The sequence below is a fragment of the uncultured Sutterella sp. genome (assembly GCF_937923675.1).
Taxonomy (GTDB): Bacteria; Pseudomonadota; Gammaproteobacteria; order Burkholderiales; family Burkholderiaceae_F; genus Sutterella.
The window spans coordinates 92,896-108,921 of record NZ_CALDXB010000019.1 but is presented as its reverse complement, the minus strand read 5'-3'; the positions used below and the strand labels follow the sequence as shown (position 1 = coordinate 108,921).

Here is a 16,026-nt window from a genome sequence, read left to right as displayed (position 1 = left end):
CTGAAAATCAAAAGATTCCAGCTGAAATTAGAAATTAATGTGCGTCAGCCCTGCAAGACTGAGCCATTGCAGCTGAAAATGGCGGCGCCATTGTGGCATGCGACAATATGCGATCGCTGGCTAACGTTGCCGTCTGCATTTGCAGAAGCTTTAGAAATCAGAATTATCTGGAACTATTCCATTGAGGAGAGCGCATGCTGCGCATTCTTACCTTTAACGCCAACGGAATTCGATCTGCGGCCAAGAAAGGATTTTTTGAGTGGTTCATGCAGCAGAATGCGGACATTCTCTGCATTCAGGAACTGAAGGCTCAGGAAGCTGATCTCTCCGATGAACTCAAGTCTCTTCCGGGCTATCACGGCTTTTTCCATTGCGCCCGGAAAAAGGGGTATTCCGGGTGCGGTCTCTGGTCGCGAAGAGTTCCGGACTCTGTCCGCATTGGTTTCGGAGATGATGAATTCGATGCCGAAGGACGCTGCGTCGAGGCGGATTTCGGGCGCCTTACTGTCATTTCCGCATATTTCCCGTCAGGAAGTTCGTCTGACGAGCGGCAGCTTGCGAAATTCCGGTTTCTTGAGCGCTTTGAACCGCATCTGAAGGCATTAAAGGATGCTGGCCGGGAAGTGGTTCTATGCGGCGACGTCAACATTGCGCATAAGGAAATCGACATTAAGAACTGGAAGGGCAATCTCGACCATTCCGGTTTTCTGCCTGAAGAGCGGGCCTGGCTAGATCATCTCTTTGATGAAATGGGCTGGGTTGATGTGTTCCGAAGACTTGATCCGCGTCCGGAGCGCTACACGTGGTGGAGCCAGCGCGGGCAGGCGCGTGCAAAGAATGTCGGCTGGCGCATTGATTACGAGCTCGCTACCCCAGGCATTGCAGCGCTTGCACGGGCAACGGATATCTACGCCGCGGAAAAATTTTCCGATCACGCTCCGCTCTGGGTGGACTATGCGGTTGATGACGGAGAATTGAAATGATGACGCTTGCCGATATTCTGTTTACGCAAGGGTTCGGGACTCGCTATGACTGCCGGCAGATCGTGCTGGCGGGAGCCGTTTCCGTCAATGGAAAAGTGGCGGACGATCCGGACGAGAATTTTGAACCGAAGGGACTTGTGCTTACATGGCGCGGCGAAGAGTGGCCTGTATGCGAAAAGGCGCTGATTGCAATGAATAAGCCTGAAGGGTATGAGTGTTCTCTCAAACCTTCAGCTCACCCTTCAGTCATGGGGCTTCTCCCGGGGCCTCTTCGCAAGCGCGCTGTTCAGCCGGTGGGACGGCTCGACTGGGATACGACCGGACTGCTTCTTTTTACGGATGACGGCAAGCTTCTCCATCGGCTTACGCATCCAAAAAAGCATGTCGATAAAGTGTATCTGGTGGAGCTCTGCCACCCCATGAAGCCGGATACCTGTGAAAAGCTCCTCTCCGGTGTTGTATTGGATGATGATCCAAAGCCCGTTGCGGCCAAGGCGGCAAGGATGCTCGCTCCTGAGAAGCTTGAGCTCACGATTTCCCAGGGGAAATATCATCAGGTAAAGAGAATGGTTGCTGCCTGCGGCAACCGGGTGGCAAAGCTTCATCGGATTCGGGTGGGGGCATACGCGCTGCCGGAAAATCTTGAGCCGGGCAAATGGGTTTGGCTCAGCGGCCCGGAAGCTGTTCTCGGGGGAGAGAGCCGCTGATGGCTTGCGACAACTCGAGTTCCGGAAAGAAGAGCGGCTGGCAGGTCTATCTGGAACCCGGAGCGATGCGCATGGCTGTTTTCGGCTTCAGCTCCGGTCTTCCGCTACTTCTGGTCATCGGCACGCTTGGGTTTTGGCTTCGTGAGGCCGGCGTCGATCTAGCCACCATCGGTTTTTTTTCCTGGGTGGGGCTGATCTATGGCTTTAAATGGATCTGGGCGCCGCTTGTAGACCGCATGCCAATTCCCGTTCTTTCAAGAACGCTCGGCAGGCGCCGGGCGTGGCTGCTCGCTGCGCAGCTGATGCTTGCCTGTGCACTTTTTGGTCTTGCGATCACGGATCCTCAGAAGGACTTGTTTGCGTTTGCAGGATTGGCCATGCTGGCAGCTTTCGCATCTGCCACGCAGGACATTGCGCTCGATGCTTACCGTATTGAGTCGGCCGGCGAGCGCAGGCAGGCGGCTTATGCGGCTATGTATCAGACCGGGTATCGACTCGGCATGATTTGGGCGGGAGCCGGAGCGCTTGCTATAGCGGCCTGGGCCGGGCACGGTGCTTCCGGATACATGCATTACGCCTGGACTGTGAGCTATGGGGTCATGGCCGCAAGCGTTCTGGTCGGAGTGGCGGCAACATTGCTTTCTCCGGAACCCTCGCATGATGATTCGCGAGAGGAAATTTCCACTGCCAATACGCATATTCCTTTAAGGGAACGACTCAGCGCAGCCCTTATTGGCCCCTTCTCAGATTTTTTCAGGCGCTTTGGCTGGGCGGCGCTTCTTGTTCTTGCGCTGATAGCGACCTATCGAATTTCCGATGTCGTTATGGGCGTTATGGCAAATCCCTTCTATCAGGATCTCGGATTCACGAAAGAAGAGGTTGCTGCGGTGAGCAAGGTATTCGGCGTCATGATGACGCTTCTGGGTGCTTTTGTCGGCGGCGCAGCAGCCATGCGTTACGGTGTCCTTCCGGTACTTCTCGCCGGAGCAGTGCTCTCGAGCCTCACCAATCTGCTTTTTTCTGTTCTTGCAGGGATTGGTGCGAATCTCACTTTTCTTGTCGTTACGGTATCTGCGGACAATCTCGCGGCAGGTCTGGCAAGTGCGGCTTTCGTAGCCTATCTGTCAGGCTTGACTAGCTCCAGGTATTCAGCGACTCAATATGCGCTTTTCAGCTCCATCATGCTGCTGCTTCCCAAATTTCTGGCGGGATTTTCCGGCATGGCGGTGGAAGCATTCGGATATGAGCACTTTTTCATCGGAACGGCGCTCATGGGGCTGCCGGTGTTTGTTCTTGTCTGGCTTGTCATGCGTTGCGCTCCGAAGAGCGCAACAGGGAAAAATTAGCGTCGGCGCCGGTTATTTTTATGATTTTGTTCGGTTCGGGGCGTGAATCCGCGGGTGACGGAGGCAATTTCAGCAACGCTTTCCGCAAGATCTTCCGTTGCCTGCTTCAGGTTTTCCAGCGGGCTCTCAAATTCGAGCTCTTCCTTCACTTCCTGCATATCGCCGACAAGCTCATCGGGGAGATGACGAAGAATGCCGAGCAGAGCGCTGTCGACAAGTTCGCTGCCGGTTTCGCGCAGGCCCGGCCAGCGGTTCATAGCTTCAAGAAAGCCCGCAGCAAAAGGCTCCAGTGCGGCAATAGCCTCCCATCCGCCTACCGGACGTCCGGATTCATCCTCCACGTCGTATACGATGGGATCGAGCGCCCGGCACTGGGACAGATCGTTTTCGATCGTCCGATAGCGGCGGTAGACAAGATCCTCAAGTCGATGCTGATCGGCTTCATCCGGAAGCATGGCGTCGGGACGACCTTCTTCATCGAAAATGAAGGGCATCCAGGAGCTCGGAGATACGGGTTCAGGGAGAAGCACGACAGCGGTGAGGAACCCGTCCATCCGATCGGGCTCCATTGACTCCCAGGGTTCCGGGATGGAAGCCAAAAGCTCGCCGATTTCTACGAATTCTTCGTCAGTGAGCGGCTTGTCGTATTCGTTGGCCATAGTGTCTGATCCTTTGCATAAGGCGAGTTATCCGGCGGATGCCGCGGATTGCAGGGCATCGGGCTTAAGGGCTTCATTAAAGTCGGCGAGCGCTTCGCGCACGCTTTCTGCGGATCGGCGGCGCAGTATGCCGCGGGCGAAGATTTCGCAATCTTCGGCGCTGAGAGCGCGGATGCGTTCCTTGATGGTCGGGATATGTGCCGGATCCATGGAGAGTGCCGAGCAGCCGAGACCGATGAAAAATGGCGTCATCTCGGGACGGCCGGCCATTTCGCCGCAGACGGAGATTTCTTTTCCGGCAGCGGTGACGCGTCGAATGGATTCAGCAATAAAGCGCATCACAGCCGGATGGCAGTCATCGCAGTAACGCGAGACATAGGCATTGGTGCGGTCGGCGGCAAGCGTGTATTGCACGAGGTCGTTTGTTCCGAGGGAGAAGAAATCGAGAAGCGGCAGCAGATCGGAGAGGCCTGCGACGGCGGCCGGGAGCTCAATCATGCCGCCGAGCGGGATGTTCTTGCGGTAGCGAACGCCTTCAGCCTCAAGCTGGGCAGCGGCCTCTTCAATGCACGCACGCACCTCGTGAACATCTGAGGAGCTTGAAACCATCGGGAGCAGGAGCCTGACGCTCCCTGCGGTGGCGGCTCTCATGAGCGCCCGGAGCTGTGTAATGAAGAGAGGACGGAATGCGAAGCAGAAGCGCAGCGCGCGAAGGCCAAGCGCAGGGTTGGCTTCCTCAAAGTCGCTGTCCGCCAGAAGCGCCAGAGATTCGCGCGAAAGCATCTTGTCGCCGCCGATATCGGCGGTGCGGATCGTGGTAATTCGACCGCGCATGCCGCGGATTACTTTCTGGTAGGCCTCCACCTGTTCTTCTTCGCTCGGCAGGTCTTCTCGATTGAGAAACAGAAATTCCGTTCGGAAAAGGCCGACGCCGGCAGCCCCGGCTTTGCGGGCTTCAGGGAGGTCATCGGGAAGCGCAATATTGGCAAGAAGCTCTACTGCTTCGCCATCACGTGTAACGGCATCTTCACCGCGCAGTTTGACAAGCTGACGATTGCGCTGCCTGCGGGCGCGCATGGCGCGGGCCGCGCTCTTCTTTGCTTCATCAGAAGGGGCGAGATTGACGAGGCCTGCATCGGCATCCACAAGGATTTCGTGTCCTGTTCCGATGCGCTCGATCGCATTTTCGACGCCTACGAGCGTAGGAATGCCAAGGCTTGCTGCCAGAATTGCGGAATGGCTTGTGGCGCTGCCGGTTTCCATTACGATGCCGACGATGTCAAGGTCGTCGCGCTCTCGCAGCTGAAGCATGTCTGCCGGTCCGAGCTGGTCGGCTACCAGGATGACGGAATCCTCAATTTCCTCGGCTTCAAGAAGGCTTGTGGCGGAGCGGCGGCCGGCGAGGATGCGCTGGATGCGTTGAAACACATCGGTGATGTCTTCAACGCGGTTGCGCAGGTATTCGTCGTTGATTTGTTCAAAATCGCGTCGAATCTGTTCCAGGCGAAGGGAAAGCGCCCATTCCGCATTAACAAGCTTTTCACGGATGACTGCAGCGGTTTCCGTGATCAGTGTCGGATCCTGCAGGATGGTTCGGTACACATCCAGAAAGGCAGCCGCTTCCGCCGGAGTATCTTCGTCGAGGTCTTCTCCGAGTCTCTCAAGCTGCTTTACAGCAGAGGCCGCCGCCATTCGAAGACGCTGGATTTCGCCGCGAACGTCTGTCTGATCAATCGGAAACTGCGGAATTTCCAGGTCGCCCGCCATGAGCTGAATTCCGCTGCCCCAGGCAACCCCCGGACAAACGGTAAGTCCTCGGAGAACGCTTTCTTTTGTTTTCTGAGGAACCTCTTCAGTGCCGGACTCATTTTTTGCGTCCGGGTAAGCCGGGACTTTAATTTCTTCTTCGGAGCTCATTCGTCTTTTCTCCAAAGAAATTATTCGTCTTCACCGAAACGGTCTCGAAAGAGTTCGGCAATGGTCTGCACGGCATCTTTTTCATCCGGCCCGTCCGCCGAAATCGTCACCACGCTTCCGCATGGAAGCGCCATGGTCATCAGTCCAAGAATGGACTTGGCGTCAACCGTATGCTTTTCATGGGTGATTGTGATGGTGCTGCGAAAGAGACTGGCTGTCTTTGCGAGGCGCGCTGAAGGGCGTGCGTGAAGACCAAGCTTGTTCTGAAGCGTGAGCGTTTCCTCGAACAAGTTCTGCTCCTATGTGTAAGGCGGGATTCAAAATTCAGTTGTCGGAGAGGGCTCCGAGACTGGCTCGGGCTGCCGCTTCGGCAAGCGTGGCTACCTGCACCACTGAGGCATCGGAAGGGGCGTTGAGCGCTGCAATGAGTGCGGGAAGGTTGGTGCCGCTCACCACGCGAACGCGGGGGTCTTCAAGGAGCTTGCGGGCAATGTTTCCAGGAGTTGCGCCGGTCAGGTCGGTAAACACGACGACGCCCTCTGCATGCTTGAAAAGCGTTTTGAGGAGTTCCTGTGCGTGAGCAAGCCCCCGGGCGGCGTCAACTTCTGCCGGCACATCGTAAGCAATGATCTGATCCGCGGAAATATCCCCTGTCATGCTGTAGATATGCTGAGCGCAGGTTTTTAGCGCCGAGGCCAAGGGCGCATGGGCAATGATGCAGAGACCAGTTGTTACCACGGCATCTGACTCCCCAACGATAAAATGAAATTGAGTTTGTCCGGGAGTTTAGCATTCAGAGAACTGCCGGCATCTCAGGACGCGTGTTTCGCATTCCTGATGCGGCGCGGATTCTCAGACGATACGGACATCAATTCAAAAATGGCGTTGGTTCAGTTCAGTTGCGTGGCTACCGGTCCCTTTATTGCCTTTAAAGAAACGGTTGAACGCATCTTCAAGGCAATAAATGAGCCTTTCCACGAAAAGGGCGGCTTCATGGCGGAGGATCTGCCTGATGTGCTCAGAAGGCTTGACGAAGCTGCGGCAGCGGATAAAGCAAAAGCCGCGAAGCTCGAGGAAGAGCGGGAAAAGCGTCTGCGGGAAGGCTCCTATGAGAATGAAATCCGCATGCTTGAAGCAGAGCGCGAGGAAGAGGAGAAAAAGAAGAACCGTGAGGATTCGATCCGCCTCTATCAGCGAATGGTTCCGCTTCAGGATATGATCCGCCGCGCCATCAAGCATAAAAAGCCCATTATGTGGACGACGCTTGGGCGTTGATTCTCATGAAGTATCTGACTGCTGAGCCGATCAGGTTCGCCAGAATGCCCGGGTAAAGAGCACGAAAACGGTGAAAATCTCCAGTCGGCCGGTCATCATCAGAAAGGTGAGGATGTCGAGCTGGAGTGCTGTGAGGCCCTGGTAGTTTCCAACCGGGCCGACAGTGCCGAGTCCGGGACCGAGATTCGTAATGCAGGCAACCGCTGCCGACCAGGACTCAAGAGATCCCAGGCCGGTAGCCAGCAGGGCAAAGGCTCCCGCAAGGACGGAAAAGGTCCAGAGCAGCGTGTATCCGAGAACGGCGAAGACAATGTGATTCGGGATGGCTGCGTCGCCGACTGTTATGGGGGAGACCGCGTTCGGGTAGAGCAGCAGCGTGAACTCGCGCTTTGCCTGCTTGATGAGGATGAGTACTCGAATCATCTTCAGGCCTCCGCCGGTGGAGCCCGCACAGGTAGCAACGGCGGAACTGAGCAGAAGAACGGCAGGCAGCCCGCAGGGCCAGAGAGACCAGTCGGATGTAGCGTAGCCTGTTGTGGACGCTGCGCTCACAATGGAGAAGGCTGCTGCGCGCAGCGCTTCCGGAACGCTGGGGGCCAGGCCTGACAGATAGAGTACTGGAGTCGCGGCGGCAATCAGCACCAGGAGAAGGCCGATCCAGGCGAGCGCTTCGGGGTTGCGCAGATAGACGAGAGGGTCATGCCGGCGCCAGGCAACGAAGTGGAGCGTGAAGCTGAAGCCGCAGATCACCATGAAGATAACGGCGACGGCATCCACTGCCGCACTGTTGAAGAAGCCGAAGCTCGCATCATGTGCGGCAATGCCCGATAGGCTCACCGTCGTCATCATGTGCATGACCGCATCGCGCCAGTGCATGCCTGCGAAATGGTAGGCAATCGCACAGGCAACAGAAATGCCGAAGTAAATGAGGTAGAGCGATCGTGCGGTTTCCGCAATGCGGGGAGTGAGACGCGTTTCCTTGAGGGGGCCGCTTGTCTCTGCCTTCATAATCTGAGCGCCGCCGACGCCGAGCAGCGGCAGGATTGCCACGGACATGACGATGATGCCCATGCCGCCCAGCCAGGAAAGAAAGCATCGCCAGCCGTTCATGGAGTACGGCAGCTCATCGAGTCCTGTAAGCACAGTGGCGCCGGTCGTGGTGAGACAGGACATAGCCTCGAAATACGCTCGTTCGAAGCCCAGTCCCGGCATGTGCAGCATGAGCGGAATGGCTGCAAAAGCGGCAATCAGCGCCCAGGACAGCGTGACAAGGAGAAATCCGTGGCGAGCGGTAAGCTCTTGCCGGAAGCGCAATAGGGTCAGAGTGAGGAAAAGTCCGGCACCAGCCGTGATGCCGGCTCCCATGATGAAGTCCATGACGGCGCCATCCGCCTCGGTCCAGCTGTAAACAGCCGGAATCAACATAATGACCGCAAAGGCCATCAGCACAGGACCGAGGGCATTCAGTACCGGAAAGAGCAGTACGCGCAGAGTCGTGAGCATAGATCTCTCAGTTTCCCGTTTGGCGTCAGAAGAAGCTCACGTCTACGGCGAAAAGTTTCTCAACAGCCGGAATAAGGCGGCGGTTGGGCACGAAAATGATGAGTCGGTCTTCCGGTTCAATGATGAGGTCGAAACTCGCCATCAGCACTTTGGTGTCGTCACCTTCGCCGCGAATAAGCGCGGCGACGCTGCAGCCTGCAGGCAGCCGAATAGCGTCGATGCGCCTTCCCACCACACGAGAACTTTCAGGGGTGCCGTGAGCTACGAACTCGAGGGCTTCGGCGATGCCGTGCCGCAGCGAATAGGCTGCAGTGACGTCGCCGTGGCGGACGTAGCGGATAAGTTCATCAAGCGCAGCCTGAGTTTGCGAAACCGTGATGTCGATGCGGGAGCCTTCGATAAGCTCGCCGTAAATTCTCCGGTTGACGAGTGCAATGGTCCGTCGCGCACCGAGTCGTTTGGCGAGAAGCGCCGAAAGAATATTGTTTTCGTCGTCCGAAGAAAGCGAAATAAAAAGATCGCACCCTTCGACGCCCGCAGAAAGAAGCGTGTCTTCGTCGTCAAAGTCACCCGAGAGCACCATTGCGCGGTCGCCGAGCGTCAGTGCGAGATCTTCGGCCTGACGACGGTCTGCTTCAATGACGCGGATGGATGCAGGAGCCGCTCCTGTGAGTTCGTTTCCCTCCGTCAGCGCCTGAACGATGCTGCGGCTCATGATTGAGCTGCCGGCAATGATCAGGCTGCGCGTGGCTGTTGTTCTGCGGCGAAGCTGTGTGGTGACAAGGCGTGCGTGCCGGGTATCGGCGACAAAAATCACCTCATCGCCCGCTTCTATCAATGTACGGGCATTAATCGCGAGACATTGGTTGCGGCGAAAGAGCGCTGCAATGCGCGCGCATGCATTGGGAATATGGGCATTGAGCTCGCCGATTGGGCCGCCAACCATGGGGCTTCCTTCCTGAGCTCTTACTGCGATGAGGCTTACCCGGCCTTCTGCGAATTCCTGTACCTGCAGAGCTTCCGGGATGTCGATGAGCTTCACGAGATAATGCGTGAGCGCCTGTTCGGGCCAGATAACCGTGGTGGCGTCGAAGCCTTCTTCCCGAAGAAGACGGGGGTAGCTGCGCAATTCTTCGTTGCGGACGCGGGCGATTCTCGTGGGGATATTGAAGATTCTCGAGGCAAGCAGGCAGACAGCGAGATTGGTCTCATCGCTGGAGGTCACCGCAATCAGCATGTCGGTGTCGCCTGCTGAGGCGTTTTCGAGGAGCTGCGGCGAAAGCGCATCTCCCACAATGCCTCTAAGGTCAAAGCGAGACTGCAGAAAGCTGATATTTGCCGGATCCTTGTCTATGACGGTAATGTCATTGGCTTCCGATACCAGACTTTCTGCAACGGAACTACCAATGCGGCCTGCTCCGATAATGAGAATCTTCATGATGTCTTGAAAGAAAGAGGCCCGCTGGATGTGAGCGGGCTTCCTGGAGCAGAGAGATTATTTGAGAGTGTTGTTGAGCGGGTATCGATCCAGCGTCGAGCCGGTCGGATTGTCAATCGAATTCTCGTCAGAAGTTTCGATTTCAGCTAGAACCGGCCTCGTAGGCTTGGCATAGCTTCCGCCGGCAGGCGGCATCGGCGCAGTGCGGCGAGCCTCCTCGCGCATTTCCTCAACGTTGATGCCGAGCGAACGAACCTTGCGGTAGAGGTGCGTGCGTTCCATGCCAGCGTGGCGGGCGAGTTCCGCCATGGAGTGGTTGAGATGATTGAGCACTGTTTTGAAATAGGCTCTCTCAAAATCCATCAGCTGGTCTCTGAACGGACGATTGAAGTCGAGGACGAGACCGTAATCCGGCATTTCATAAGCCGGAAGCCGCTGTACCTGCTGCATGCTGCGCCGGCGGCCGCGGGTACGCTTCTCGGGAGGAGGCTCTTCCGCAGCCTGACGCTGCTGCTCGTGCCATTTGACGAGACCGAGCTGAATGGCTGACAACAGACGTTTAAGGGAAATCGGCTTTTCAATGAAGTCGACGGCACCGTCATCCAATGCGCGCTGCGCATGGTCGATCGAACCGTGCCCGGACATGATGATTACGGGGAAGTTTAAGAGACCGCCGTACTTCCATTCGCGCAGAAGTGCGAGACCGTCCGTATCCGGCATCCAGATGTCAAGAAGCACCAGATCGTAGTGGCGTTCGGCAACCTTAGCCCGTGCCTCATTGGCATTGGCGGCTGTGGCTACACGGTAGCCGGACTCGACAAGAATTTCCGAAAGAATGTTTCGGATGCCGAGTTCATCGTCGACAATAAGAATTTCAGTCATCTTGTTGATTAGTTGCTGTAATGACCGGTTCATCACTGACGGTCGGTCGGTCGCCGGGTGCGAGGTGCTCGAACAGAATATCCACTTGGGCGCCAAGAATCAGCGTGCCGGTAGAGTCCAGGCGGTTGGAAAGACGGATTACTGCCCGGTGCTCATCGAGAATCTTCTTGATCATCGGCAGCCCAAGCCCTGTGCCTGTAACTTTGGTGGTTACATAGGGCTCAAAGGCGCGCTCGAGGATATTTTCGCTGAAACCAACGCCGCTGTCATGCAGATGAAGCTGCACGGCACTCATGCCGCGCTCGGTCAGAATATGACGCGTTGAGATGACGATTTTCGGGACGTCGCCTTCCGCTGCATCGATGCTGTTGGAAATCAGATTATGCAATACCTGTCGAAGTTGAGAGGCATCTGCTTCGATGAGCGGAATACCGCGCTCTAGATCGAGCTTGATGGCAAGACCTGCTTCCTGGTAGAGCTGGGCTGCGCCTAGAACGAAGTCGTTGAGGTCAAGCGGAGAGAGCTTCGCCTCGGGGAGCTTGGCGTATTCCCGGAAATCATTGACCATCTGCTTAAGTGCATCCACTTGAGTCGTAATGGTTTTGACTGCCCGGGCAAGCATTTCGGCATCATCGTCGTTTTCGAGCTTGGGTTCAAGCCGGAAGGCCAGTCGTTCGGCCGCAAGCTGAATAGGTGTGAGCGGATTCTTGATTTCATGAGCCAGTCTGCGGGCGACTTCGCCCCAGGCAGTGGCCCGCTGCGCCTCAATGATCTTTGAGACATCATCGAACACAATGACAAGGCCGGGCTCATCGGCTCCAAGCGGCATGCGCGAGAGCTTGAGAAAGAGCGGAATAGTTTTTTCCTTGCGTTCAAGTTGGAATTCCAGACTTGCAGCGCCGGTTTCTTTCTCGAAGCCAAGGGAAAGCTGAGCGTTTCGAAGTGCATCGGAAAGCTCCGGTTCAATCTTGCTGAGTTCGATTCCTGTGCGGCAGCTCTCTTCTCCAAGAATTCTGCGGGCTGCGGCATTGGCAGTAATCACCCGGCCAGTGCGGTCGAGCACAATCACGCCGGAGGAAATATTGGCGAGAATCCGCTCAAGATAGGCCTGCGCCTGTTCTGCACGCCGCCTCTGCTCATCGATCACGCGGCGCGACTCAGAAAGGTCGCGGATCATCTGGTTGAAGGATTGCGTGAGGACGTTGATTTCGTTGTTGCCGGAAAATTCCCGGATAGGGTGAAAGTTGCCGTCTGCCACCCGGCGCGTGCCTTCCTCAAGCTGAAGAACAGGAGCTACGGTCTTGCGCGCAAAGGCGAGCGAGAGCGCAAAAGCGCCGAGCGCGCCGAGAAGCGTGACGAGAAAAAGCGTGCTCGCATAAACGCTCTGAAGCGAGGCGCGAGAGAGAACCAGAGTTTGATAGTCGCGGTATCCCGCTACAAGCATGGATGCATTCTTAACGGTTTCTTCCGGAACCGGCTGAATGATCTGAAGATAGAACTGCTGACGCCGCATCTCCAGGCCTGAGCCCGGTTTAGCAGTGTCGCGAACATTGTCGTCTGCAGCGCCTGATTCTTCGGACTGAACAGGAACAATCACGCGGATGGATAGTTTTTCATCCCGCTGAGCGTCGAAATTAACGTCTCCGTCGATCACGCTGTATATGCCCGCGCTTTTGACGGTTTGAATCTGGCTTGATGTCGGCATGTCGGGCATCAGAACATTGATGCGTGAGCCCGCAGCCGCAATGGCGGTTCCATTGGAGAGAAAAACAAGTGCTTCAATGCCGGGGCGGCCTTCCAGAATTCTGAGCAGATCCGACATGATGAGCGATGCCGGGGTATTGGTGAGCAGTCCGGCAATATGTCTCGCAGTCGCTTCAGCCTCAACCTGCTGCTGGGCAAGAATGCCCCGGGTGATTGTGACGCCGGAATCAAGCGCCTTTTCCACGCGTACGTCGAACCAGGAATTGATGGAGCGTGAAATGAAGACAGAGGAAACAAAGTAAATAAGAACGCAGGGAATCAGTGCAAGTCCCGCTGCGGACAGCGCAAGACGGCTGGTGAGGTGCGCACCGAATTCCTTGTTGCGCAGGCGCTGCCAGAGACGCAGCGCCATTGCTGCCACAACGGCAAAAAGAACGACAGCAATTGCCCGGTTGATGACGAGCAGAACAGGGAACCAACGTTCAAAAAGGGTTGAGTCCGTGCTTGTTGCGGCAAGTATGAAGAGCGAAAGGCCCGCCAGCACAAGCGCAGCGATAAAGATGCCGCGAAGCCAGGAGGACATGACTTAATCCTCCTCGTGCGCCAGATCCTTCGGCAGCGCTATAGATGTCCAGTCGCTTTCCACGGTCCAGTCGCCTGAATCGTGGTTTGTTACCTGCATGGGTTTCGGGAGCTTGCCTGCATCCAGATAAAAACGGATGCCGGCAGTAAGGCCTGAATCAGCGGCATCCCGGGTAGAGGCCACGCGCCAGCGCCGGATGTTTTTGATGTAGGGAAGCGCTTCTTCCAGCGTATCGAAGTTGAGAGAAATGCCGCTGTAGGAAACGGCATAGCGTCGGGTGAGCGGATTGAATGCCAGACGGATGTTGAAGTCGCTTTCCGCAATATTTTTATCGAACCAGTACCAGCGGTCTTTTGAAAGTTCAAATTTATAGGTGAAGTAGAGTGCAATGCCGCGGTGCATGGCATCCACCAGCGGCATTGGCAGGTCAAACTCGTAATGCGCCTCTATGAAGAGCCCCGGACGCTCGCCGGGCTCATCAACAGTAAGTGCCGCACTCATGAGTTGAGCCCTTGCTGCTTCCGCGGAACCGGCAGCCGCAAGCATCGTCGCGCATAAAAGAGGCGCAGCGATGCGGGAAAAGCTGAAGGTTCGGGAAAGTGACATGCCGGAGAAACTGCGGAAAACTAAATCTTCTTTAGCAGTGCGTAGAAAAAGCCGTCGTGCACGGCAGGAAGCATTTGCGGATTGGGCCAGACGCCATCTTCTGTCGGAACAAGGTTCATCATACCTATCCCTGTTTCGCCAAGCGACACCATCGAAGCATCCGGGTGACGCACGAGAAATTCCTTGATCTGCAGCGGTCCTTCCTGAGGAAAGAGCGAACAGGTGCAGAAGAGCAGATATCCGTTTGTTTTCAGGCAGGGCCAGAGCGCTTCCAGAATTCTTTTTTGTTCATTAGCAAGCCGGCGGATGTCTTCGGGGCGGCGCGACCATGGAACATCCGGCTGGCGCCTTACGATGCCGCTGGCGGTGCAGGGAGCATCGAGGAGAATGGCATCAAAGGCGGTGCCGGAGAACCACTTCTGAGTGTCAGCTGCATCCGCAGCACGAACTTCCGCTGAGAGGCCGAGTCGCCCGAGAGTTTCGCGGATCAGTTCTGCTCGATCGGGAGCAACCTCCAGCGCCGTAACCTGGCAGTCGGCAAGCTCGAGCAGATGGGCTGTTTTTCCGCCGGGCGCGGCGCAGGCATCCAGGACGCGATCGCCTGTCTTGACGGGGAGAAAGTGAGCGGCAAGCTGTGCCCCGGCATCCTGTACGGATACATCTCCTTCGACAAATCCCGGTATGTCCTGAACGGGCAGCGGTTTTTCGAGAAGAACGGCTTCAAGCCCAATTTGACGGGCAGGGATTCCGGCCTGCGTGAGCCGCTCCAGATATGCGGCCGGCGTGGTTCGGCGGACATTAACCCTCAGCGTCATCGGTGCGTGCTGGCGCTGGAGCAGAAGTATTTTTTCCCACTCCTGCGGATACGCGGCGCGAATCTTCTCGATCCACCAGGATGGCGCATTAAAGCGCACTTCCGGGATTTTGTTCAGATCTTTGAGAAGGACATTACTTTCGCGCAGGAAACGGCGCAGGACTGCATTGACGAGGCCGGAGAAGCGCTGAGTACGTTTATCAGCACGAATAGCGTTCACGGCTTCGCTCACAAGCGTGAATTCGTTGTACCGCTTCGTAATGAGAAGAGCAAGCGCAGCTTCAAGAATATTCTGCACCGGCGGCGGAGGGGGATTATTGAGCAATTTTCTTGACAGGGCGCCGGTAAGCGCGAGGTTGCGCACAACGTCGTAAAGAATCGACTGCAGCGCGGCACGGGCGTGAGACGGCAAGCTCTCTGCGGCGGCATCCAGCGCCGCGGCAAAGGATGAGCCCCCTTTCATCTGTTTGCGCGCCGTGGCGGCAAGCGCAAGCAGTCTGCGAAGCGGGAGCTGTCGAGTCTGCTTCACGGCTTCCGGAGATTCATGAGTCATGGGAAATAGTCACTTGCAATGATGGGTGTCGAAAGCTGGCGAAGCCGTTACTTGAGCGTGTCGCCAGGTTGAATGCCGAGACTTTGGATGGCCGAGTGAGCGGGCATGCGCGGCTTGCCTGCGCGCTGCAGTATGGTCATTGAGAGCGCTCCCTTCCCGCATTGAACCAGGAGGGCGTCGTCAGCTTTAAGAACGGTGCCAGGAGCGGCATCGGACGGCCATTCATGGGCATTTGCCTCCCAGACCTTGACGGGATTGTCCTTGTACTCAAACTGCAGTCCGGGGAACGGCGTGAAGGCGCGCATACGACGGGCAATGACTTTGGCGCTCTCATTCCAGTCAATCCGACTTTCGGATTTCAAAAGCTTTTCTGCATAAAGCACGCCTTCCTCGGGCTGAGGAGTGCATTCAAGATCGCCGGGTTTTTCAAGCGCTTTGATCAGAAGCTGCGCTCCGATGCGCGCGAGCTTTTCCGTGAGGGAATGATGCGTATCGTCATCGGCAATTTTGATTTTTTCCACGAGCACCATGGGGCCGGTATCGAGACCAAGCTCCATCTTCATGAGCGTAACGCCGGTTTCTGCATCGCCTGCTTCAATCGCGCGGGCAATAGGCGCTGCGCCGCGCCAGCGCGGCAGCAGACTTGCATGAATGTTGATCGCTTTGATGTCGCCAGCTTTACCAATGCCGCGCGCGCAGTTGAGAACGGGCTCCGGGAGAATCAGTCCGTATGCCGCGACAACCAGAAGATCGGCGTTGATGCCGCGGAGCTTTTCGTGCATTGCTGCGGCCCCTTCAGGATCTCTTTTCAGGCTCAGCGTTTTGGGTGTTTCCACAGGAATCCCAAGGGATTCGGCAAGCACTCTGACCGGCGAAGGCGTGAGCTTCATGCCTCGACCGCTCGGGCGGTCGGGCTGAGTGAGTACGAGAGCAATGTCATGACCGTTTTCCGCAAGCGCACGCAGAGCTTCAGCGGCAAAGTCCGGCGTACCGGCAAAAATGATCTTCATGAGAAAAGCCTGAAAGGGAAGTTTTATTCAGAATCGCCCGCTATTT

General features: G+C 56.4%; 16 protein-coding genes. 5 read left to right on the top strand and 11 right to left on the bottom strand.

Features of this window, described 5'->3' with window-relative positions; translation table 11 throughout:
* From Q0106_RS02270 to Q0106_RS02255, 4 genes are all read left to right on the top strand, one after another.
* Positions 1-306 (top strand): hypothetical protein (locus tag Q0106_RS02270; RefSeq protein ID WP_297608316.1); only part of this gene is annotated, 306 nt, incomplete at its 5' end.
* Positions 195-983, top strand: a complete 789-nt coding sequence (locus Q0106_RS02265; RefSeq protein ID WP_297608300.1) for an exodeoxyribonuclease III — start codon at positions 195-197, stop codon at positions 981-983. The genes Q0106_RS02270 and Q0106_RS02265, both read left to right, overlap by 112 nt.
* Positions 983-1,690 (top strand): 16S rRNA pseudouridine(516) synthase, encoded by a 708-nt coding sequence (locus Q0106_RS02260; RefSeq protein ID WP_297608313.1) that lies wholly within the window; start codon positions 983-985, stop codon positions 1,688-1,690. The genes Q0106_RS02265 and Q0106_RS02260 overlap by 1 nt, the downstream gene beginning before the upstream one ends.
* The gene (locus Q0106_RS02255; RefSeq protein ID WP_297608297.1) at positions 1,690-3,036 is read left to right on the top strand and encodes an MFS transporter; all 1,347 of its coding nucleotides are present in this window, start codon (positions 1,690-1,692) and stop codon (positions 3,034-3,036) included. Before Q0106_RS02260 ends, Q0106_RS02255 begins: the two co-directional genes overlap by 1 nt.
* Here Q0106_RS02255 and Q0106_RS02250 read toward each other — a convergent pair.
* Genes Q0106_RS02250 through Q0106_RS02235 form a run of 4 tightly spaced genes read right to left on the bottom strand, consistent with a single transcriptional unit; the run spans position 3,033 to position 6,350 of the window.
* Positions 3,033-3,695 (bottom strand): YecA family protein, encoded by a 663-nt coding sequence (locus tag Q0106_RS02250; protein ID WP_297608294.1) that lies wholly within the window; start codon positions 3,693-3,695, stop codon positions 3,033-3,035. The two genes, Q0106_RS02255 and Q0106_RS02250, sit on opposite strands and share 4 nt — an antisense overlap.
* 27 nt (positions 3,696-3,722) lie before the next feature.
* Entirely contained in the window at positions 3,723-5,612 is a 1,890-nt protein-coding gene (ptsP, locus tag Q0106_RS02245) for a phosphoenolpyruvate--protein phosphotransferase (RefSeq protein WP_297608292.1), read from the bottom strand.
* 20 nt (positions 5,613-5,632) lie between these two features.
* The gene (locus tag Q0106_RS02240; RefSeq protein ID WP_297608289.1) at positions 5,633-5,902 is read right to left on the bottom strand and encodes an HPr family phosphocarrier protein; all 270 of its coding nucleotides are present in this window, start codon (positions 5,900-5,902) and stop codon (positions 5,633-5,635) included.
* 34 nt (positions 5,903-5,936) lie between these two features.
* Complete coding sequence (locus Q0106_RS02235; RefSeq protein ID WP_297608286.1) at positions 5,937-6,350, bottom strand: PTS fructose transporter subunit IIA; 414 nt, start codon at positions 6,348-6,350, stop codon at positions 5,937-5,939.
* A gap of 141 nt (positions 6,351-6,491) precedes the next feature.
* Here Q0106_RS02235 and Q0106_RS02230 point away from each other — a divergent pair, with 141 nt between their 5' ends.
* On the top strand, positions 6,492-6,887 hold the full coding sequence (locus Q0106_RS02230) for a DUF1840 family protein (RefSeq protein WP_297608283.1): 396 nt from the start codon (positions 6,492-6,494) through the stop codon (positions 6,885-6,887).
* A gap of 30 nt (positions 6,888-6,917) precedes the next feature.
* On the opposite strand, the gene Q0106_RS02225 is transcribed toward Q0106_RS02230, so the two are convergent.
* The 7 genes from Q0106_RS02225 to fmt all read right to left on the bottom strand — a co-directional run bounded on the left by Q0106_RS02225 (position 6,918) and on the right by fmt (position 15,980).
* Positions 6,918-8,390 (bottom strand): potassium transporter TrkG, encoded by a 1,473-nt coding sequence (locus Q0106_RS02225; protein WP_297608280.1) that lies wholly within the window; start codon positions 8,388-8,390, stop codon positions 6,918-6,920.
* A 25-nt stretch (positions 8,391-8,415) separates the two neighbouring features.
* Positions 8,416-9,828: a Trk system potassium transporter TrkA gene (gene trkA / locus Q0106_RS02220; protein ID WP_297608277.1), complete on the bottom strand. Its 1,413-nt coding sequence runs from the start codon at positions 9,826-9,828 to the stop codon at positions 8,416-8,418.
* 57 nt (positions 9,829-9,885) lie between these two features.
* Complete coding sequence (locus Q0106_RS02215; RefSeq protein WP_297608274.1) at positions 9,886-10,710, bottom strand: response regulator; 825 nt, start codon at positions 10,708-10,710, stop codon at positions 9,886-9,888.
* Complete coding sequence (locus tag Q0106_RS02210; RefSeq protein ID WP_297608271.1) at positions 10,703-12,997, bottom strand: ATP-binding protein; 2,295 nt, start codon at positions 12,995-12,997, stop codon at positions 10,703-10,705. Before Q0106_RS02210 ends, Q0106_RS02215 begins: the two co-directional genes overlap by 8 nt.
* Before the next feature lie 3 nt (positions 12,998-13,000).
* A complete protein-coding gene (locus Q0106_RS02205) occupies positions 13,001-13,603 on the bottom strand; it encodes a DUF4390 domain-containing protein (RefSeq protein WP_297608268.1) in 603 nt (200 codons plus the stop codon).
* A gap of 20 nt (positions 13,604-13,623) precedes the next feature.
* Entirely contained in the window at positions 13,624-14,946 is a 1,323-nt protein-coding gene (rsmB, locus tag Q0106_RS02200; protein ID WP_297608265.1) for a 16S rRNA (cytosine(967)-C(5))-methyltransferase RsmB, read from the bottom strand.
* A gap of 71 nt (positions 14,947-15,017) precedes the next feature.
* Complete coding sequence (fmt, locus tag Q0106_RS02195) at positions 15,018-15,980, bottom strand: methionyl-tRNA formyltransferase (protein ID WP_297608263.1); 963 nt, start codon at positions 15,978-15,980, stop codon at positions 15,018-15,020.
* Positions 15,981-16,026: the final 46 nt, after the last annotated feature.